The organism is Citrobacter sp. Cpo148 (genome assembly GCF_030332375.1).
In the GTDB taxonomy this organism is placed as follows: Bacteria; Pseudomonadota; Gammaproteobacteria; order Enterobacterales; family Enterobacteriaceae; genus Citrobacter; species Citrobacter portucalensis.
This window is the reverse complement of record NZ_JAOWHY010000040.1, coordinates 205,135-224,341: the sequence shown is the minus strand read 5'-3', so window position 1 is coordinate 224,341 and position 19,207 is coordinate 205,135. Positions and strand designations below refer to the sequence as shown.

17 protein-coding genes are annotated in these 19,207 nt (G+C 54.3%); all 17 read right to left on the bottom strand.

Annotated features, from left to right (window positions below):
• Positions 1-7: 7 nt before the first annotated feature.
• Positions 8-1,159 carry a cell division protein FtsZ gene (gene ftsZ / locus OGY10_RS05285; RefSeq protein ID WP_003018753.1) on the bottom strand — a complete coding sequence of 384 codons (1,152 nt, stop codon included), beginning with the start codon at positions 1,157-1,159 and terminating at the stop codon, positions 8-10.
• A 62-nt stretch (positions 1,160-1,221) separates the two neighbouring features.
• The gene (gene ftsA, locus OGY10_RS05280) at positions 1,222-2,484 is read right to left on the bottom strand and encodes a cell division protein FtsA (RefSeq protein ID WP_003018755.1); all 1,263 of its coding nucleotides are present in this window, start codon (positions 2,482-2,484) and stop codon (positions 1,222-1,224) included.
• On the bottom strand, positions 2,481-3,314 hold the full coding sequence (gene ftsQ, locus OGY10_RS05275; RefSeq protein ID WP_003018758.1) for a cell division protein FtsQ: 834 nt from the start codon (positions 3,312-3,314) through the stop codon (positions 2,481-2,483). The genes ftsA and ftsQ overlap by 4 nt, the downstream gene beginning before the upstream one ends.
• A gap of 1 nt (position 3,315) precedes the next feature.
• Positions 3,316-4,236 carry a D-alanine--D-alanine ligase gene (locus OGY10_RS05270; RefSeq protein WP_032942366.1) on the bottom strand — a complete coding sequence of 307 codons (921 nt, stop codon included), beginning with the start codon at positions 4,234-4,236 and terminating at the stop codon, positions 3,316-3,318.
• Entirely contained in the window at positions 4,229-5,704 is a 1,476-nt protein-coding gene (gene murC / locus OGY10_RS05265) for a UDP-N-acetylmuramate--L-alanine ligase (RefSeq protein ID WP_003018763.1), read from the bottom strand. The genes OGY10_RS05270 and murC overlap by 8 nt, the downstream gene beginning before the upstream one ends.
• Positions 5,705-5,755: 51 nt before the next feature.
• Positions 5,756-6,823, bottom strand: a complete 1,068-nt coding sequence (gene murG / locus OGY10_RS05260) for an undecaprenyldiphospho-muramoylpentapeptide beta-N-acetylglucosaminyltransferase (RefSeq protein ID WP_003829528.1) — start codon at positions 6,821-6,823, stop codon at positions 5,756-5,758.
• On the bottom strand, positions 6,820-8,064 hold the full coding sequence (ftsW, locus tag OGY10_RS05255) for a cell division protein FtsW (RefSeq protein ID WP_003829529.1): 1,245 nt from the start codon (positions 8,062-8,064) through the stop codon (positions 6,820-6,822). Before ftsW ends, murG begins: the two co-directional genes overlap by 4 nt.
• A complete protein-coding gene (gene murD, locus OGY10_RS05250; protein WP_125362735.1) occupies positions 8,064-9,380 on the bottom strand; it encodes a UDP-N-acetylmuramoyl-L-alanine--D-glutamate ligase in 1,317 nt (438 codons plus the stop codon). The genes ftsW and murD overlap by 1 nt, the downstream gene beginning before the upstream one ends.
• 2 nt (positions 9,381-9,382) lie before the next feature.
• Positions 9,383-10,465 carry a phospho-N-acetylmuramoyl-pentapeptide-transferase gene (mraY, locus tag OGY10_RS05245; protein WP_003018774.1) on the bottom strand — a complete coding sequence of 361 codons (1,083 nt, stop codon included), beginning with the start codon at positions 10,463-10,465 and terminating at the stop codon, positions 9,383-9,385.
• Positions 10,459-11,817: a UDP-N-acetylmuramoyl-tripeptide--D-alanyl-D-alanine ligase gene (gene murF, locus OGY10_RS05240; protein ID WP_125362736.1), complete on the bottom strand. Its 1,359-nt coding sequence runs from the start codon at positions 11,815-11,817 to the stop codon at positions 10,459-10,461. The genes mraY and murF overlap by 7 nt, the downstream gene beginning before the upstream one ends.
• On the bottom strand, positions 11,814-13,301 hold the full coding sequence (gene murE, locus OGY10_RS05235; RefSeq protein ID WP_286576404.1) for a UDP-N-acetylmuramoyl-L-alanyl-D-glutamate--2,6-diaminopimelate ligase: 1,488 nt from the start codon (positions 13,299-13,301) through the stop codon (positions 11,814-11,816). The genes murF and murE overlap by 4 nt, the downstream gene beginning before the upstream one ends.
• Positions 13,288-15,054 (bottom strand): peptidoglycan glycosyltransferase FtsI, encoded by a 1,767-nt coding sequence (gene ftsI, locus OGY10_RS05230; RefSeq protein WP_003829538.1) that lies wholly within the window; start codon positions 15,052-15,054, stop codon positions 13,288-13,290. The genes murE and ftsI overlap by 14 nt, the downstream gene beginning before the upstream one ends.
• Before the next feature lie 15 nt (positions 15,055-15,069).
• Entirely contained in the window at positions 15,070-15,435 is a 366-nt protein-coding gene (gene ftsL / locus OGY10_RS05225) for a cell division protein FtsL (RefSeq protein ID WP_000625651.1), read from the bottom strand.
• Positions 15,432-16,373, bottom strand: a complete 942-nt coding sequence (rsmH, locus tag OGY10_RS05220; RefSeq protein ID WP_003018789.1) for a 16S rRNA (cytosine(1402)-N(4))-methyltransferase RsmH — start codon at positions 16,371-16,373, stop codon at positions 15,432-15,434. The genes ftsL and rsmH overlap by 4 nt, the downstream gene beginning before the upstream one ends.
• A gap of 1 nt (position 16,374) precedes the next feature.
• Complete coding sequence (gene mraZ / locus OGY10_RS05215; RefSeq protein WP_003018792.1) at positions 16,375-16,833, bottom strand: division/cell wall cluster transcriptional repressor MraZ; 459 nt, start codon at positions 16,831-16,833, stop codon at positions 16,375-16,377.
• A 612-nt stretch (positions 16,834-17,445) separates the two neighbouring features.
• The gene (gene cra, locus OGY10_RS05210; RefSeq protein WP_003018794.1) at positions 17,446-18,450 is read right to left on the bottom strand and encodes a catabolite repressor/activator; all 1,005 of its coding nucleotides are present in this window, start codon (positions 18,448-18,450) and stop codon (positions 17,446-17,448) included.
• A 264-nt stretch (positions 18,451-18,714) separates the two neighbouring features.
• Complete coding sequence (gene ilvN / locus OGY10_RS05205; RefSeq protein WP_003829566.1) at positions 18,715-19,206, bottom strand: acetolactate synthase small subunit; 492 nt, start codon at positions 19,204-19,206, stop codon at positions 18,715-18,717.
• Position 19,207: the final 1 nt, after the last annotated feature.

Genomic DNA, 19,207 nt, shown 5'->3' with positions numbered 1-19,207 from the left:
CTAATTCTTAATCAGCTTGCTTACGCAGGAATGCTGGGATATCCAGATAATCCGGCTCTTTGGTGGTTTGCGGCGTATTGTCGTTAACCACTTTCGCTACCGGTTTCTGCTCTTGCGTCAACGGCGCCATGCCGTGCTGCTGGTAACGATCCATTACCGGCTGCTGTACCTGCTTGTTGGTCACCAGAGTGATTTCAGGACGTTTGTCCATACCAATTCCAGTTGCAACAACGGTCACGCGCAGTTCGTCGTTCATATCCGGGTCCAGGGAGGTACCGATAACCACGGTCGCATTATCCGATGCAAAGGCACGAATCGTGTTACCGACGGTTTCGAACTCATCCAGACGCAGGTCGAAGCCCGCAGTAATGTTGACCAGCACGCCGCGCGCACCAGACAGATCGATGTCTTCCAGCAGCGGAGAAGAGATAGCCATTTCAGCCGCTTCTTCTGCACGGTCTTCACCGCTTGCCACGCCTGAACCCATCATCGCGTAGCCCATTTCGGACATCACGGTGCGCACGTCTGCAAAGTCGACGTTCATCAGGCCCGGACGAGTAATCAGTTCAGCGATACCCTGGACTGCGCCTTTCAGCACGTCGTTCGCTGCGCCAAACGCATCCAGCAGGGAGATACCGCGACCCAGCACTTTCAGCAGTTTGTCATTCGGAATAGTAATCAGAGAGTCCACATGTTTGGACAGCTCGGTGATACCCTGCTCCGCGAATGCCATACGCTTCTTACCTTCAAAGTTGAAAGGCTTAGTCACGACAGCAACGGTCAGAATACCTAAATCTTTTGCTACTTCAGCAACCACTGGCGCTGCACCGGTACCGGTACCGCCGCCCATGCCAGCTGCGATAAACACCATATCTGCGCCGTCAAGCGCTGCACGCAGAGCTTCACGATCTTCGTCTGCCGCATTACGGCCTACTTCCGGGTTTGCACCCGCGCCCAGACCTTTGGTGATGCCGCTACCAATCTGAATGGTCTGTCCAACCGCCGTTTTACGCAACGCCTGAGCGTCGGTATTCACCGCGAAGAATTCAACACCTTCGATGCGCTCGCGCACCATGTGTTCAACGGCATTACCGCCGCCGCCGCCGACGCCGATGACTTTAATCACCGCGTCATTGGTAAGTTCCATAGGTTCAAACATAGTTTCTCTCTCCGTTGTGCCTGTCGCCTGAGACCGTTAATGTGCGTTGGTCTCTTTAAAAATTAAAACTCTTTTCGCAGCCAGCTATTGAGTCGTTTGATCCACGAGCCAACTGATGCCGTAACGCGTTTTTCTACTTCAGCCTCACCACTCAAATGGGATTCTTTCCCGTAGTGAAGCAGCCCCACTGCCGTTGAATAATAAGGCTCCTGGGCATAATCCGTCAGACCAGTGATATTCAGCGGTGCGCCAATACGTACTTGCGTATGGAACACGCGCTGTGCGCAGGCCGCAAGACCTTCAATTTGCGCAGCGCCACCGGTTAACACAATCCCCGCCGCCAGATGATGTTTCACACCCTGCTGGCGAAGCTGTTCTTGTAATTGCAAAATTTCTTCGTTGACCAGGTTGAGCAGCTCGGTATAACGCGGCTCAATGACCTCTGCCAGGGTCTGACGTTGCAGGCTACGCGGTGGACGACCACCTACGCTTGGCACTTCAACGCTTTCGTCTTTACCCACGATGGAGCCCAGCGCGCAACCATGACGCACTTTGATGGCTTCAGCATCGCTCGGCGGCGTACCAAAGGCATACGCGATATCGCTGGTCACTACATTCCCTGCATAAGGGATAACTTTAGTGTGGCGCAACGCCCCGCCAGTATAAACGGCGATGTCCATTGTACCACCACCAATATCCACCACGCAGACACCCAGCTCACGTTCATCTTCCGTCAACACGGAATAACTGGCTGCCAACCCGGCAAAAATCAGTTGGTCAACTTTCAGACCACAACGTTCAACGGCTTTGACAATGTTCTTCGCCATGTCGTTGTGGCAGGTAATAAGATGGACTTTTGCCTGCATACGCACGCCGGAAAGACCGACCGGATTTTTAATGCCTTCCTGGTAGTCGATGGCGTATTCCTGCGGAATAACGTGCAGAACACGATGTTCATCGCGAACGCGTACGGATTTTGCCGTATGTACCACGTTTTCCACATCTTCCTGCGTCACTTCCTCTTCGGAAATGGGCACCATACCAATTTCATTTTGACAGCTAATATGTTTACCGGAAAGTGCCAGATACACCGAGGAAATCTGGCAATCTGCCATCAGTTCAGCCTGGTCAATGGCGCGCTGTACGCACTTCACCACTGACTCAAGGTCATTCACCCCGCCTTTATCCATACCTCGCGATGGGCAACTGCCCACGCCAATGATATTGACCATACCGTCGGGCAGAACTTCCCCTACTAAAGCGGCTACCTTCGCGGTGCCAATCTCCAGTCCAACTACCAGTTTTCTGTCCGTCGCCTTGATCATTGTTGTTCTGCCTGTGCCTGATTCTGTTGCTGATTAGATTCCTCAGGAGGCAAGGGAACCCAGCCTACTGCCGCTCCTGAGTCATAACGCAAATCAACGTAGCTAATCCGTTTGCCATCGGTTTGCGCCTGCTGCTGTAAAACCGGGTAGAGTTCCACAAAGCGAGCCAAACGTTTTATCGTATCGCCCCTGCCCAGATTCAGCTTAATATCGTTATTCAGCGTCAACTGCCAGGAACGACGAGCGGTCATCGCCGCTTCCTTCAGGGTGAATCTATCCTTAGCCAGCACCTGCCCCATATCGCGGAACCCTTGCAACACTTCACTTGCGCTGCCTTCCGGTCCATACAACATAGGTAATACCTGCTTATTGGCCCGACCGGTTGGAACACTGAATGTATTTCCTTCAGCATCCACCATATGTTGGTCATTCCAACGCGCAATGGGCACATATTCAACCAGATGAATCTTCAATTCATCGGGCCATTGCTTTCTGACGCTCGCCTGTTTAATCCAGGGGAGGCGTTCAATTTGACTCTGAATGATATTCACATCCTGAGTCATAAAGGTTCCCGGAGCGCCCAGCGCCAAAATGGACTGACGAATATCGTCATTGCGCGTGTAATGTCGTTCGCCGGTTAACACCAGTTTCGATAAAGGCAAACGTTGCGCATCTTCCATCCATCCCAACACTACCCAGCCGCTGACAAACACGGTGCACAGCACTGTCAGCAGGAACAATATTCCTGCAAGACGCGTTCCATTATTGCGGCGTGAGGAGTTTACTTCTTCTTCATCACCGTTTCGCGTGTTCAGCGCAGCCTGCGACATATCAGTCCGCCAACTCCAGAATTCTTACCACCAACTGCGAGAAGCTCAGGCCCGCCTGACGCGCCGCCATCGGCACCAGACTGTGGCTGGTCATACCCGGAGAGGTATTCGCTTCCAGCAGATAAAACTGGCCATCGCTGTCCAGCATGACGTCAATGCGACCCCAACCTTTACAGCCCAATGTGGTCCACGCTTTCAGGACTAATTCCTGTAAACGGGCCTCTTGTTCGACTTCCAGACCGGCAGGGCAGAAATATTGTGTCTCATCAGAGAGATACTTCGCCTCATAATCATAGAAGGTTCCCGCAGGTTGGATACGTATTGACGGTAAAATTTCTTCACCAAGTATCGCAACTGTAAATTCCGGGCCACTGAGCCATTTTTCGATCAGTACTTCTTCATCATGCTGAAAAGCCAATGCTAATGCACCATGCAAAGCATTTTCTTCTTCAACTTTTGACATCCCTACGCTTGAGCCTTCACGGCTGGGCTTCACAATCAGCGGCAAACCTAGCGCAGAAATCTCCGTAACCACCTCATCATTAAGGCCTTTTTCGAACTCAGCGCGGGTCAATGCGACCCAAGGCGCGACCGGTAAACCAGCCCCCTGCCACAACAGTTTGCTGCGCAGTTTGTCCATCGAAATCGCAGAAGCCATGACGCCACTACCGGTGTACGGCAGACCAATCAGCTCCAGCATGCCCTGCAACGTGCCATCTTCACCACCACGACCGTGCAGCGCAATAAACACCTTTTGAAAACCCATCGATTTCAAAAGCGTGACATCGACCTCTTTTGGGTCAATTGGATGAGCATCCACACCACCTTCGCGTAACCCTGCCAGTACGGCCGCGCCGGAATTCAGCGAAACGTCACGCTCTGCGGAGGTTCCCCCTAACAGGACCGCGATTTTATCAGCCATGTTGTTCTTCCTCCGGGTTTTGCGGCTTCAGTTTGATTTCAGCTAAGGAACGCGCGATTTTGCCGATATTTCCTGCGCCCTGCACCAAAATCAGATCGTTGCCGGTTAATACCGGCGCCAGCATGTCTGCCACCTGAGCCGGATCGGATACCAGAATCGGGTCGATCTTACCGCGACCACGGATCGTACGGCACAGCGAGCGACTGTCGGCTCCTGGAATCGCGGCTTCACCCGCGGCGTACACATCCAGCATCAACAGCGCATCGACCTGAGTCAGCACGTTGGCAAAGTCGTCATACAGATCGCGAGTACGCGTAAAGCGGTGCGGCTGGAACAGCATCACCAAATTTTTGTCCGGCCAGCCCGCGCGTGCAGCTTTAATTGTGGCATCCACTTCCGTAGGGTGATGACCATAATCATCCACCAGCATCGCCGTCCCGGCTTTACCGTTTACCGGCTCAAGCGGGAATTCGCCGAGGAAGTCAAAACGTCGTCCGGTGCCCTGGAAACTTTCCAGCGCGCGCAGAATTGCGTCGTCTTCAATGCCTTCTTCTGTTGCAACTGCTACCGCCGCCGCCGCGTTCAGCGCATTGTGACGGCCCGGTGCGTTCAACGTCACGCGTAAATCGGCCATCCCCTGACGCAGCAGTGTGAAGTGTCCTTGTGGACCAATCTGCTGGTAATCTTCGACGCGCACATCAGCATCATCGCTGAAACCATAGGTTGTGGTTTGACGACCAACTCGCGGCAACAACTCGCGGATCACCGGATCGTCAACGCACATCACCGCACGACCATAAAACGGCAAGTTATGCAGGAAATTAATAAACGTCTGCTTTAAATTTTCGAAGTCGCCATGGTAGGTATCCATATGATCGGCTTCGATATTGGTAACAATCGCTACCATCGGCTGCAAATGCAGGAACGACGCATCGCTCTCATCCGCCTCCGCTATTAAATAACGGCTATGACCCAGACGCGCATGGACGCCTGCGGCCTTCACCAGACCGCCGTTGACAAACGTCGGATCCAGCCCCGCTTCCGCGTAGATACTGGAGACCATCGCTGTGGTCGTGGTTTTACCGTGCGTCCCGGCAATGGCGATACCGTGACGAAAACGCATTAACTCCGCCAGCATTTCAGCACGACGGATCACCGGAATGCGCGCTTCATGCGCCGCAACAATTTCCGGGTTATCCGCAGAAATGGCGCTGGATACCACCACCACGCTCGCATCGCGCACGTTTTCCGGGCGATGGTTGAAGAAAATCGTGGCGCCCAGATTCGTCAACTGCTGCGTCACCGGGTTCGGCGCTAAGTCAGAACCGCTGATCTGATAACCTTCGTTGGCCAAAACTTCGGCAATACCGCCCATACCAGCACCACCGATGCCGACAAAGTGAATGTGCCGAACGCGACGCATTTCGGGCACGATGGAACGCAGTTTTGCCAGTTGTTGTGTATTCATTCTTTAGCCATTAACTTCTTAGTTCATGCGATGCAAAAGGCATCACCACAATTACGCCCGGGCAGCCCGGCTCACTTCATTAGCAACGCGCTCTGTAGCATCCGGAATGGAAGCGGCGCGCGCACGTTCTGCCATGGTTAATAAGGTTTCTCGCGACCACCCGGAAAGGGTGTTAGCGACGGCATCCACAGTAAACTGCGGCTGCTCAAGAATTTTTGCGGCGCCCGCTTTCTCCAGCGGCAGCGCATTCCAGTACTGCTGTCGGTCTTTGTGCTGGAAAGGCACAAACAGCGCAGGCAAACCTGCGGCGGCAATTTCGCTTACCGTCAGCGCGCCGGAGCGACAAACTACGACATCCGCCCACGCGTAGGCTGCTGCCATATCATCAATAAACTCAGTGACCTTGTGCTGCGGTTGTCCCGCGTCGGCATACGCCTGTTCAACGGTTTGCTGCGCGCCTTTGCCACTCTGATGCCAGATAGTCACCGCGTCACCAAGCTTTGCGGCAACCTGCGGCATCGTCTGGTTCAATACGCGTGCGCCCTGAGATCCCCCGACGACCAGCACGCGAACCGGGCCTTCACGCCCCGCCAGACGCGCTTCGGGCAACGGCAGCGCCAGAACGTCGGTGCGTACTGGGTTACCCACCACTTCCGCATTCGGGAAAGCGCCAGGAAAAGCCTGCATCACCTTCGTTGCAATCTTCGCCAGCCACTTGTTGGTTAATCCCGCAATGCCGTTTTGCTCATGCAGGACAACCGGAATGCCTAATGACCAGGCAGCCAGACCGCCAGGGCCGGACACGTAGCCGCCCATCCCCAGCACCACATCAGGCTTAAACTGCTTCATGATGGCGCGCGCCTGACGCCAGGCATTAAAAATACGCACGGGGGCGGCAAGTAGCGCGTTGACACCTTTGCCACGCAAACCGGAGATGCGAATAAAGTCAATTTCAATGCCATGCTTCGGCACTAAGTCCGCTTCCATACGATCGGCGGTGCCCAGCCAACGAACCTGCCAGCCCTGGGCCATTAAATGGTGCGCAACCGCCAGCCCCGGGAACACATGCCCGCCGGTACCGCCTGCCATCACCATTAACCGCTTCGGTTGACCACTCATCGTGCACCTCGTGTAAACGCCTGGGCTTTTTCCAGACGCGTTTCATAATCAATACGTAACAAAAACATGATGGCCGTCGACATAATCAACAAACTGGAACCACCATAACTGATCAGCGGTAACGTCAGACCTTTTGTTGGCAGCATACCTGCTGCCGCGCCGACGTTTACCAGGGCCTGGAAGCTAAACCAAATCCCGATGGAGCAAGCTAAAAAGCCTGAAAAACGGTGGTCAATTTCCAGCGCTTTGCGGCCAATCGACATCGCGCGAAAAGCGACGAAGAATACCATTAAAAGTGCCAATACCACACCGATATAACCCAGCTCTTCCCCAATGATGGCGAAGATGAAGTCGGTGTGCGCTTCCGGTAAATACTCCAGTTTTTGCACTGAATTACCTAACCCCTGACCCCAAACCTCACCGCGACCAAAAGCCATCAGCGATTGCGTTAACTGATAGCCGCTGCCAAACGGATCTTCCCATGGGTTCCAGAAGGAGGTTACGCGGCGAATACGATACGGTTCGGCAAGGATCAGCAGCACCACCGCCGAAATCCCCATGCCGATAATGGCAATGAACTGCCACAGTTTCGCGCCAGCGAGAAACAGCATCGCCAGCGTCGTGACAAACAGCACCACCACCGTACCAAGGTCAGGCTGCGCCAGCAGTAAGACTGCCAGCACCAGAATCACACCCATCGGTTTTAAGAAGCCGCGCAGGTTATTACGCACTTCATCGACTTTACGCACCAGGTAGTTAGCGAGATAACAGAACAGCGACAGCTTGGTGAATTCCGCAGGCTGAATACGCAGTGGACCCAGCGCGATCCAGCGCGATGCCCCGTTAACGGAGCTCCCCACCACCAGCACGATCAACAACATGATGATCGAGGCGATCAGCATCGTCGTGCTGTACTTTTGCCAGAACTCCATCGGCAGACGCAGCGTCACCATCGCCAGACAGAACGCGAGGAAGATATACAGCGCGTCACGCTTAGCAAACAGGAAAGGATCGCCTGCCAGGCGTTGCCCTACGGGCATCGATGCCGATGTCACCATCACAAAACCGATCGCTGCCAGACCAAAAGTCAGCCACAGCAGCATGCGGTCATACATGATCAAGCTGTCCGCGTCTTTATCACGCGAAGCCATCACCCAGCCTTTAAGTGCCGCGAAGATCCACGCCAGGACACCCAGTCCCGGTACGCGCGGCATTTTCAGACGAGGGAGAGAGAAGCGCATCAACCCAACTCCTTCGCTAAACGGGTAAAGACGTCACCGCGTTGCTCAAAGTTCTTGAACTGGTCAAGGCTGGCGCAGGCTGGCGACAGCAGCACCATATCACCCTGCTTCACACGCGGTGCGAGCAGACGCATTGCCTGCTCCATGGTTTCAGTGTGTTCCGCAACCTCAGGACGCAGAGCAGCAAGCTGCGCGCCATCGCGACCAAAGCAGTACAGACGAATGTTGTCGCCAGTCAGGTAGCGTTGCAGCGGCATAAAGTCGGCGGATTTCCCATCGCCGCCCAGCAGCAGGTGCAGCGTACCGTCAACGTGCAGACCATTCAGTGCCGCTTCGGTGCTGCCAACGTTGGTGGCTTTTGAATCGTTGATCCAACGCACACCGTTATGATTCAGTACCAACTGGAAACGATGCGCCAGACCGGTAAAGGTAGTCAGCGCTTTCAGGCTGGATGCCCGCGGCAGACCCGCAGCATCCGCCAGCGCCAGCGCCGCCAGGGCGTTGGTATAGTTATGCTGGCCGGTAAGCGTCATCTCTTTCACGTTCAGGACTTTTTCGCCTTTCACCCGCAGCCAGGTTTCACCCTGCTGACGATTGAGATGATAGTCACCCATGTTGATGCCAAAGCTCACGCAGCGCTCATCCGCCCCGCGAATCGGCATGGTCAGCGCATCATCGGCATTAACCACGCACACTTTCGCATTCTCATAGACGCGCAGTTTGGCCGCACGGTACTGCTGCAAGCCAAACGGATACCTGTCCATATGATCTTCGGTGACGTTCAAAATGGTGGCGGCTACGGCCTGTAAGCTGGAGGTTGTCTCCAGCTGGAAGCTCGACAGCTCCAGTACATACAGCTCACGTTCGTCATCCAGCAGCATCAGCGCGGGCAGGCCGATATTTCCGCCAACACCCACGTTCACACCAGCCGCTTTCGCCATTTCTCCCACCAACGTGGTGACGGTGCTTTTCCCGTTGGAACCGGTGATCGCGACGATCGGCGCCTGCGCTTCACGACAGAACAGCTCGATGTCACCGACAATTTCGATCCCTGCATCAGCAGCGGCGCTCAGAGAAGGATGCGCCAGGGCAATACCAGGGCTGGCGACGATGAGATCGGCGGCCAGCAGCCAATCATCATTCAGGCTGCCAACATGACGCTCAACCGCTTCCGGCAATTTATCCAGGCCAGGTGGCGTTGCGCGGGTATCCATCACACGCGGCGTCACGCCACGCGCCAGAAAGAAATCCACGCAGGACAGCCCGGTCAATCCCAGACCGATAATGACGACTTTTTTACCCTGGTAATCAGCCATGATTAACGTACCTTCAGCGTTGCCAGGCCAATCAGCACCAGCATCAGCGAAATAATCCAGAAGCGCACAATTACGCGCGGTTCCGGCCAGCCTTTCAGTTCATAGTGATGGTGAATCGGCGCCATACGGAAGATGCGCTGTCCGCGCAGCTTAAAGGAGCCAACCTGCAGAATGACCGACAGCGTTTCCACAACAAATACGCCGCCCATAATTACCAGCAGGAATTCCTGACGCAGCAGCACGGCAATAATGCCCAGCGCGCCGCCCAGCGCCAGAGAACCGACGTCGCCCATAAAGACCTGCGCCGGATAGGTGTTAAACCACAGGAAGCCTAACCCCGCACCGACAATCGCCGTACAGACGATCACCAGTTCACCGGCATGGCGTAAATAGGGAATGTGCAGGTAGTTGGCAAAGTTCATGTTACCTGTAGCCCATGCCACCAGCGCAAAACCTGCGGCCACGAACACGGTCGGCATAATCGCCAGACCATCCAGGCCATCGGTGAGGTTTACCGCATTGCCAGTACCCACAATAACGAAGTACGCCAGCAGCACGTAGAACAGCCCCAATTGCGGCATGACATCTTTAAAGAACGGCACCACCAGCTCGGTAGCCGGGGTATCTTTACCGGCGAGGTACAGCGCAAAGGCTACACCCAGCGCAATCACCGACATCCAGAAGTACTTCCAGCGGGCAATCAACCCCTTGGTATCTTTGCGCACCACTTTGCGGTAGTCATCGACAAAACCGATAATGCCGTAGCCAATCAATACCACCAGCACGCACCATACATACGGGTTCGACGGATATGCCCACAACAGAACGGAGATAACAATCGCGGTGAGGATCATGATCCCGCCCATGGTTGGCGTACCACGTTTACTAAAGTGCGATTCCGGACCGTCGTTACGTACAACCTGTCCAAAGGACATTTTTTGCAAGCGGGCAATCATGCGCGGGCCCATCCACAAAGAGATGAACAGCGCGGTCAGCAGGCTGACGATGGCGCGAAACGTCAGATAGGAAAAGACGTTAAAGCCGGAATAATATTTGACCAAATGTTCGGCCAGCCAAACTAACATGTCCCATTCTCCTGTAATGCGCGTACTACCTCTTCCATGGCGGCACTACGTGAACCCTTCACTAAAATCGTCATGACCTGATGTTCTGCAATCAATGCTTTAAGATGCGCGGCCAGCGCGCTTTTATCCGCAAAATGTTCGCCAACGCCGCTGGCGTCGCTAATTGCCTGACTCAGTTTTCCTGTACTCAGTACGCGGTCGATACCTGCTGCTTTCGCAGCAACACCTACCTGTACATGGCATGCTTCACTTTCTGCGCCAAGCTCTGCCATATCGCCAACGACCAATACGCGATAGCCCGGCATTTCAGACAGCACCTGCACCGCTGCGGTCATCGAACCGACGTTCGCGTTATAGGAGTCATCCAGCAACAGCTGATTTTCTGCAAGTTGAATCGGGAACAGACGTCCCGGTACCGCTTGCAGATCCTTCAAACCCGCTTTGATCGCCTCGTGCGTCGCGCCTACCGCCATAGAAAGCGCCGCCGCCGCAAGGGCGTTAGCGATATTGTGGCGACCCGGCAACGGCAGCAGGACATCAATGCTTCCGGTCGGCGTTTGCAGAGAAAATTCTGTGCCATGCGAGGTCACATGAACGTTGGTAGCAGAAAAGTCGCTGTTGGCCGCATTCGGGGAGAAGCGCCAGACTTTGCGTTCGCCGATGATGCTTTGCCAGTTCAACCAGTCGTTGTTGTCGGCATTCATAATGGCGATACCGTTCGCAGAAAGGCCGGTAAAAATCTCACCTTTTGCCTTCGCAACGCCCGCCAGAGAGCCGAAACCTTCCAGGTGCGCGGCGGCCAGATTGTTCACCAGCGCCGCTTCCGGACGCGTCAGGCCGACGGTCCAGGCGATTTCGCCCTGATGGTTGGCGCCGAGCTCAATCACGGCATAGTCGTAATCGTTATTTAAGCGCAGCAGCGTCATCGGTACGCCGATGTCGTTATTCAGATTGCCCGCGGTATATAGGGTGTTACCACACTGGCTCAGAATGGCAGCCGTCATCTCTTTGACGGACGTTTTACCGGATGAGCCGGTCAGCGCGACAACGCGCGCCGGAACCTGAGCGCGAACCCACGCCGCCAGTTCACCAAACGCCAGACGCGTATCTTTAACAATGAGCTGCGGCAGGTTGGTGTTCAACGGGCGGCTGACCAGCAGCGCACCCGCCCCGCTCTCTTGCGCTTTGTCTGCAAAATCATGGGCATCAAAGCGTTCGCCTTTCAGCGCCACAAACAGGCAGCCCGGCGTCACTTTACGCGTATCGGTTGTTACGGCATCAAGGGTCAGATCGGCCCCTTTCAGTTCGCCACGGAGGATCTCCGCCAGTTGGCTGAGCGTTACGCTAATCATGCGATAACCCCCAGCAGACGCGCTGCGGTCACGCGGTCAGAATAGTCGAGACGCTGCGAGCCGACGATCTGGTAATCTTCGTGACCTTTCCCGGCCACCAGCACCACGTCGTTTTCTTTCGCCTGCATAATGGCGTTTGTCACGGCTTCTGCGCGCCCTTCCATCACCTTCGCCTGTCCGGCATCCAGCATACCCGCCAGAATGTCGTTAATAATGGCGCGCGGCTCTTCGGTACGCGGGTTGTCATCAGTCACCACGACAACATCTGCAAACTGCTCGGCGATTGCGCCCATCAACGGACGTTTGCCTTTATCGCGATCGCCGCCGCAGCCAAAGACGCACCACAGTTTGCCAGTACAGTGCAGACGTGCCGCCTGCAGCGCTTTTTCCAGCGCATCTGGCGTATGGGCGTAATCAACCACCACGGTGGTTTTACCCGGCGCGCTGAACACTTCCATACGTCCGCAAACCGGCTGCAATTGTGTCGCCGTTTTCAGTAAATCAGCTAACGGATAGCCCAGTGCCAACAGCGTTGCCAGCGCCAGCAAAAGATTGCTGACGTTAAACGCCCCCATCAGGCGGCTTTCAATTTCGCCGTCGCCCCATGAGGAGGTAAAACGAATCGTTGCCCCACTGTCGTGATACTTCACGTCAACCGCTTTTAACCAACGACCATGACAGTTCGGGTTGATGTGGTCTTCCATCGAAACGGCAACCGCATCCGGGAGTTTCGCCAGCCAGCGACGACCGACTTCATCATCCGCATTGACGATGGCCTGACCGCAATGGTGCGTGGAATACAGCAGCCATTTCGCGGCTTCGTAATGTTCCATGTCGCCGTGGTAGTCGAGATGGTCGCGGCTTAAGTTAGTAAATACTGATGCGGCAAACTTCAGCGCCGCCACGCGATGCTGAACCAGGCCGTGTGAAGAGACTTCCATCGCGCCAACCGTTGCGCCCTGCGCAGCCAGCCACGCCAGCACATGCTGGACATCAACGGCTGAACCGGTGGTATTTTCCGTCGGGATCACTTTGCCCAGCAGGCCATTACCTACTGTTCCCATTACCGCGCTGGTTTCGCCAAGCAGTTGGCTCCACTGGGCCAGCAATTGGGTGGTGGTGGTTTTACCGTTAGTCCCGGTTACACCGACCAGACGCATTTTCTCAGAAGGCTCGTGGTAAAAACGGCCCGCCAGTGCAGATAAACGTTCGTTAAGCTGACTGAGATAGATGACCGGAACGCCATGCATTTCACGGATTTCACCATCAGTAGCTTCATCTTTTGCTTCTGCAATAATGGCAGCCACACCTTGCGCTATCGCCTGCGGGATATACCGACGCCCGTCCGCCTGATGACCCAATACCGCGACAAAGAGATCGCCTGATGCAGCCACACGGCTGTCAAGCGTCATCTCCCGCAGTGCTCGCTCCGGTGCACCCGGCACCCATGGAGCAAGAAGGTCGCGCAAATTACGATCTGCCACCTGTTGCCTCGCCTTGATTATTCACAAATTCATTTTTATCGCCCGTTGTCAGCGCATCCGGCTCGATGTTCATGGTGCGCAGTACGCCGCCCATGATGGCACCAAAGACCGGCGCGGAAACGGCGCCACCGTAGTATTTACCCGCCTGCGGATCGTTGATAACAACAACCAGCGCGAAGCGCGGCTGACTCGCAGGCGCAACGCCTGCGGTATAAGCAATGTATTTGTTGATGTAGCGGCCATCCGGCCCTACTTTTTTCGCTGTACCGGTTTTAATAGCGATGCGATAGCCTTTAATCGCCGCCTTCACGCCGCCGCCGCCCGGCAGCGCCACGCTTTCCATCATATGCACGACGGTACGCACGGTATCTTCCGGGAAGATACGCTCACCCGGAACAGGAGGGTCAACTTTGGTAATCGACAGTGGACGATAAACGCCGTAGCTGCCGATCGTTGCATAGACTCGCGCTAACTGTAACGGCGTTACCATTAGCCCGTAGCCGAAAGAGAAGGTGGCCCTCTCTATGTCAGACCACCGTTGTTTTTGAGGATATAAGCCACTGCGTTCTCCGACCAACCCCAAATTGGTCGCTTTTCCCAGCCCAAAACGTGAGTAAGTATCTACTAACGCTGAGGACGGCATCGCTAACGCCAGCTTGGAAACACCGACGTTACTCGACTTCTGCAAAACCCCGGTGAGGGTTAATTCGCTATAACGCGCCACGTCTTTGATTTCGTGACCATTAATTCGGTAAGGGATAGTATTGAGGACGGTATTTTCGCGAACCACGCCACGCTGCAGCGCGGTCATCACCACCATCGGTTTAACGGTAGAACCCGGTTCAAACACGTCGGTGATGGTACGGTTACGCATCGCGTCTTTTGGCGTACCGGTGAGATTGTTCGGGTTGTAGGACGGACTGTTGGCCATGGCCAGCACTTCACCGGTGTTTACATCCACCAGTACCGCACTGCCTGACTCCGCCTTGTTGAACGCCACGGCGTTATTCAGTTCACGGTAGACCAGTGCCTGTAAACGCTCATCAATGCTCAACGCGAGGTTATGCGCCGCCTGGCTGTCGGTAGAGGAGATATCTTCAATGACGCGGCCATAACGGTCTTTACGTACAATACGTTCGCCCGGTTGTCCGGTGAGCCACTTGTCGAAGCTCTTCTCTACGCCTTCAATCCCCTGGCTGTCGACGTTAGTAAAGCCGATGAGGTGAGCAGTCACTTCTCCGGAAGGATAGTAACGGCGGGATTCTTCGCGCAGGTGGATACCTGGCAGCTTCAGTTTCTTGATGTAGTCGGCCATGTCAGGGTTTACCTGACGCGCCAGATAGATGAAGCGCCCTTTCGGGTTGGCGTTAATGCGGGAAGCCAGTTGATCGAGCGGGAGATTCAGCGCGGTTGACAGCGCTCTCCAGCGTTCGCCAACGCTCACGCCGCCTGCATCATGTACTTCTTTCGGGTCGGCCCATATCGCTTTAACCGGAACGCTCACCGCCAGCGGGCGACCAGAGCGGTCGGTAATCATTCCGCGTGATGTAGACACTTCCTGGACGCGTAGAGAGCGCATATCACCCTGACGCACCAGCATGTCCGGCGCGATGATTTGCAGCCAGGCAACGCGCCCCAGCAGAAAACCCAGTGCCAGCAAAATACAGCCGCACAGTAACGCAAAACGCCAACTGATAAAGTTGGCTTGTTCTTCCTGGCGTTTTGGTTTGTGCGTTTTTGCCGCTGCTTTCATGCGTCGCGTTTATCCTTATTTTTGTACTACGATATTTTCTTGTGAGGGATCGACATGCTGCATTTGCAGCTTTTCCGTTGCGATCCGTTCAACACGGCTATGGTCGCCGAGCGCGTTCTCCTCAAGGATCAAGTTGCGCCATTCGATATCCAGCGCATCTCGCTCCAGAACCAGCTGCTCACGCTGCGCAGTCAGTAACCGCGTATGGTGTGCTGTTGTCACGACGGTAACCGCCGTCAAAATAATGCAAATGAACAGGCAGAGTGGCAGCTTCCCAAACCGCAAAAGATCGTCACCGATCACGCCAGGCAAGGCATGGCGCTCGTTGCTTCCTATCGATCCTTTAACTTTGCTGAGGGCTTCTGTCACTCTGCTGATCATGCGTTCGTCCTCTCTGCAATACGCAGAACTGAACTACGGGCACGAGGATTCTCAGCTACCTCTTCTTCACCCGGCATCATCTTGCCTAGTGCTCTTAACTCACGGCCGCCCAGCTTTTTGATCTGCGCTTCGGTCATCGGTATTCCAGCCGGTACCTGAGGACCACGGCTTTGTTCACGCATAAAGCGTTTCACAATGCGGTCTTCAAGCGAATGGAAACTGATGATCGAAAGGCGACCACCTGGAGCCAGCACGCTGAGCGAGCTTTTTAGCGCCTGCTCTATCTCCTCCAGTTCACTGTTCACCCAAATGCGCACCGCCTGGAAGGTACGGGTCGCGGGATGTTTGAATTTGTCCTTCACCGGCATTGCCGCTGCAATAACTTCCGCCAGCTCTTTGGTGCGGGTCATCGGTTCGATGCGGTTGCGCTCCACGATGGCGCGCGCAATGCGTTTGCCAAAGCGCTCTTCGCCAAAGGTTTTAATCACCCAGGCAATGTCTGCTTCATCGGCGGTTTGCAGCCATTCGGCCGCTGACTGACCGCGTGTTGGGTCCATACGCATATCTAACGGACCGTCACGCATAAACGAGAAACCGCGCTCTGCGTCATCGAGCTGCGGTGAAGAAACGCCGAGATCGAGAAGAATCCCGTCGATCTTACCGGTCAGTCCACGCTCGGCGACATAGTCAGCCAGCGCAGAGAAAGGTCCATGTACGATGGAGAAACGGGGATCGGTAATCGTTTTTGCAACGGCAATAGCCTGCGGATCGCGATCGATTGCCAGTAAACGTCCCTCTTCGCCAAGCTGGGAGAGGATCAGACGTGAGTGACCGCCGCGACCAAATGTCCCGTCAATGTAGATGCCGTCTGGACGAATATTCAGGCCGTTTACGGCTTCATCCAGCAACACCGTTGTATGTTTATAATTTTCCGTCATTTTATAGAGACAAATCCTGCAATCGTTCCGACAACGCGCCAGTAACAGACTGCTCAGCGTCGATATCTTCCTTGACCTGTTGATACCAGGTCGTTTCATCCCACAGCTCAAACTTATTGAACTGCCCAACCAGCATCACTTCTTTCGTTAGCCCTGCGTGTTGCCGCAGAATGGGTGCTATCAGTAATCGACCAGCGTTATCCATCTGACATTCGCTGGCATGACCCAACAATAAGCGCTGTACGCGACGCTCAACTGGATTCATGCTCGACAGACGCGATAGCTTCTGCTCGATTATTTCCCATTCAGGCAGGGGGTACAGCAGCAGGCACGGGTGATGGATGTCAATGGTGCAAACCATTTGACCGGTAGCGCTCTCAAGCAGTTGATCCCGATAACGGGTAGGCACGGATAAGCGCCCTTTACTGTCGAGATTAACTAACGTTGCTCCCCGGAACATGCCAGTCTCACCCCCAATTACCACTTTATCCCACAAATTCCCACTTAAAGGAGTTTACGGAGCGGAGGAAAACCTTGTCAAGCAAGTCGCGGCGCTTAGCGGAGCAAAAAACCCATTGTTTACGGCTAATATCAGCGTTGAACAAATTCCGTACAGCAAACGAAGCAAATTAACGTCATGAATATTTGTAAGAAAAAAATCCAACAACTCATCATTGTTTAAAACAACTGAATATCATCCAAAGAAAATATAAAGTGTCAGTTTGCGACGCGAGCGGCATTTTAGGACAATATGCAGCGAGTTAACAGTACCAGTTAATCGGTCTGTACGCCGCGCAGAGCCGAGGAAAGCACCAGATGGCCGCAATACGAGAGCAAAGTGTTTGTTAATTCGGCAAATCCATACAAGCATGTAACAAAATAATACAAGCGTAACGCGTCGTTACGTATCAATAACCCAAAAATGGATAGTTGCATTTTTAATTCGGGGTATTTCAAGAATGATTTCAGATAATTCTAAAGAATATTCTTAAATATAATGCGGTTATTTCTGAGAATAGAAAAATTGAAGACGTCAGAGGCTTATCCCGCCGACGTCATCAATTGAGGAAACTTAGTTACGGCTGAGAATACCGCGACGGTAGAGATTACGCCGTATACGCGTTAAACCTGGTTTTGGTTTACGCGGTTCGTCCAGACTTGCCAGTACAATCTCCAGCACGCGTTCTGCGACATCACGATGGCGCTGTGCCACTGCCAGTACCGGGCACTGCAGGAAGTCGAGCAGTTCGTGATCGCCAAAAGTCGCAATCGCTAAATCAGACGGCAGTTGCCCATCACGACGCAGGGTCACATCCATCACGCCCTGCAACAGGGCAAACGACGTGGTAAACAACGCCTGAGGCATTGGGTGCGTTTCCAGCCATTTATCAAACAGCTGCGCAGCCGCTTCCCGCTCATAGCTGTTGGCGTACAGGAAATGGACTTCACGCGGATCGTCCTTCCACGCGGTACGAAAACCCTGCTCGCGCAGGAAACTGACGGATAATTCAGGAAGCGCGCCCAGATAGAGGACGGTTTCAGCAGGGAATTTGCGTAACTCCTCTGCCAACATTTCCGCATCATCCTGATCCGCCCCCACAACGCTGGTAAAATGTTCGCGGTCCAGTGCACGGTCCAGCGCCACAATCGGGAATGAACTGTTTGCCCAGCGTTGGTAGAACGGATGCTCAGGCGGCAAAGAAGTCGACACAATAATGGCATCGACCTGGCGCTGTAAAAGATGCTCAATACAGCGCATTTCGTTATCCGGCTGATCTTCAGAGCAGGCAATCAACAGCTGATACCCACGCTGACGCGCCTGGCGTTCCAGATAGTTTGCGATCCGGGTATAGCTTGTGTTCTCAAGATCCGGGATCACCAGCCCGATAGAACGTGTGCGTCCAGCACGCAGCCCGGCCGCCACGGCATTCGGGTGGTAATTATGCTCACGCACCACCGCCATGACTTTTTCAACCGTTTTGTCGCTTACGCGATATTGCTTTGCTTTGCCATTAATAACGTAGCTTGCAGTCGTTCGCGAAACGCCGGCCAACCGAGCGATTTCATCCAGTTTCACAATTGCCCCTTGCGTAAAATGTACAAACCATAACCTTTTAGATGGCATGGGTTAAACTTCTTAACATCTAAGCGCAGAATAATGACTGCGGCAACCGCTTTTGTCTCTGGTTACTGCTGATTTCGCAAAAAAAAGCGCAGCAGGTAGCATCAGCGAAAGCGGGTTCGTTACCTGCAGGCAGGATAAGGCGTTTATGCCGCTATCCGGCATGACCTCCACGATGAGGCCTGATAGCGCTTTGCTTACCAGGCCTACGGTTGACGATTAGCGCATAATTTTATCGCCACGGGAGAGTCCCACCACACCGGAACGAGCAACTTCCACAATTTTGGCGACTTCACGCAAGGTTGCCAGAAACGCATCCAGCTTGTCGCTGGTGCCCGCCAGTTGTACGGTGTAGATAGACGGCGTCACGTCGATGATTTGCCCGCGGAAAATCTCCGTATTGCGTTTCACCTCTTCCCGGCCATAACCACTGGCCTGGATTTTCACCAGCATGATTTCTCGTTCAACGTGGGCACCCTGCCCCAGCTCGCTAACGCGCAGAACATCCACCAGTTTGTGGAGCTGCTTTTCGATCTGCTCAAGGACTTTCTCATCCCCTACCGTCTGAATCGTCATCCGCGATAAGGTGGGGTCGTCGGTCGGCGCGACGGTCAGGCTTTCAATGTTGTATCCACGCTGGGCGAAGAGGCCAATCACCCGCGACAATGCACCCGACTCATTTTCCAGCAATACTGATAATATCCGGCGCATA

Coding starts and splice junctions, on each gene's coding strand:
- ftsZ (WP_003018753.1), bottom strand. CDS start 1,159: ATGTTTGAACCTATGGAACTTACCAATGACGCGGTGATTAAAGTCATC.
- ftsA (WP_003018755.1), bottom strand. CDS start 2,484: ATGATCAAGGCGACGGACAGAAAACTGGTAGTTGGACTGGAGATTGGC.
- ftsQ (WP_003018758.1), bottom strand. CDS start 3,314: ATGTCGCAGGCTGCGCTGAACACGCGAAACGGTGATGAAGAAGAAGTA.
- OGY10_RS05270 (WP_032942366.1), bottom strand. CDS start 4,236: ATGGCTGATAAAATCGCGGTCCTGTTAGGGGGAACCTCCGCAGAGCGT.
- murC (WP_003018763.1), bottom strand. CDS start 5,704: ATGAATACACAACAACTGGCAAAACTGCGTTCCATCGTGCCCGAAATG.
- murG (WP_003829528.1), bottom strand. CDS start 6,823: ATGAGTGGTCAACCGAAGCGGTTAATGGTGATGGCAGGCGGTACCGGC.
- ftsW (WP_003829529.1), bottom strand. CDS start 8,064: ATGCGCTTCTCTCTCCCTCGTCTGAAAATGCCGCGCGTACCGGGACTG.
- murD (WP_125362735.1), bottom strand. CDS start 9,380: ATGGCTGATTACCAGGGTAAAAAAGTCGTCATTATCGGTCTGGGATTG.
- mraY (WP_003018774.1), bottom strand. CDS start 10,465: ATGTTAGTTTGGCTGGCCGAACATTTGGTCAAATATTATTCCGGCTTT.
- murF (WP_125362736.1), bottom strand. CDS start 11,817: ATGATTAGCGTAACGCTCAGCCAACTGGCGGAGATCCTCCGTGGCGAA.
- ftsI (WP_003829538.1), bottom strand. CDS start 15,054: ATGAAAGCAGCGGCAAAAACGCACAAACCAAAACGCCAGGAAGAACAA.
- ftsL (WP_000625651.1), bottom strand. CDS start 15,435: ATGATCAGCAGAGTGACAGAAGCCCTCAGCAAAGTTAAAGGATCGATA.
- rsmH (WP_003018789.1), bottom strand. CDS start 16,373: ATGACGGAAAATTATAAACATACAACGGTGTTGCTGGATGAAGCCGTA.
- mraZ (WP_003018792.1), bottom strand. CDS start 16,833: ATGTTCCGGGGAGCAACGTTAGTTAATCTCGACAGTAAAGGGCGCTTA.
- ilvN (WP_003829566.1), bottom strand. CDS start 19,206: ATGCGCCGGATATTATCAGTATTGCTGGAAAATGAGTCGGGTGCATTG.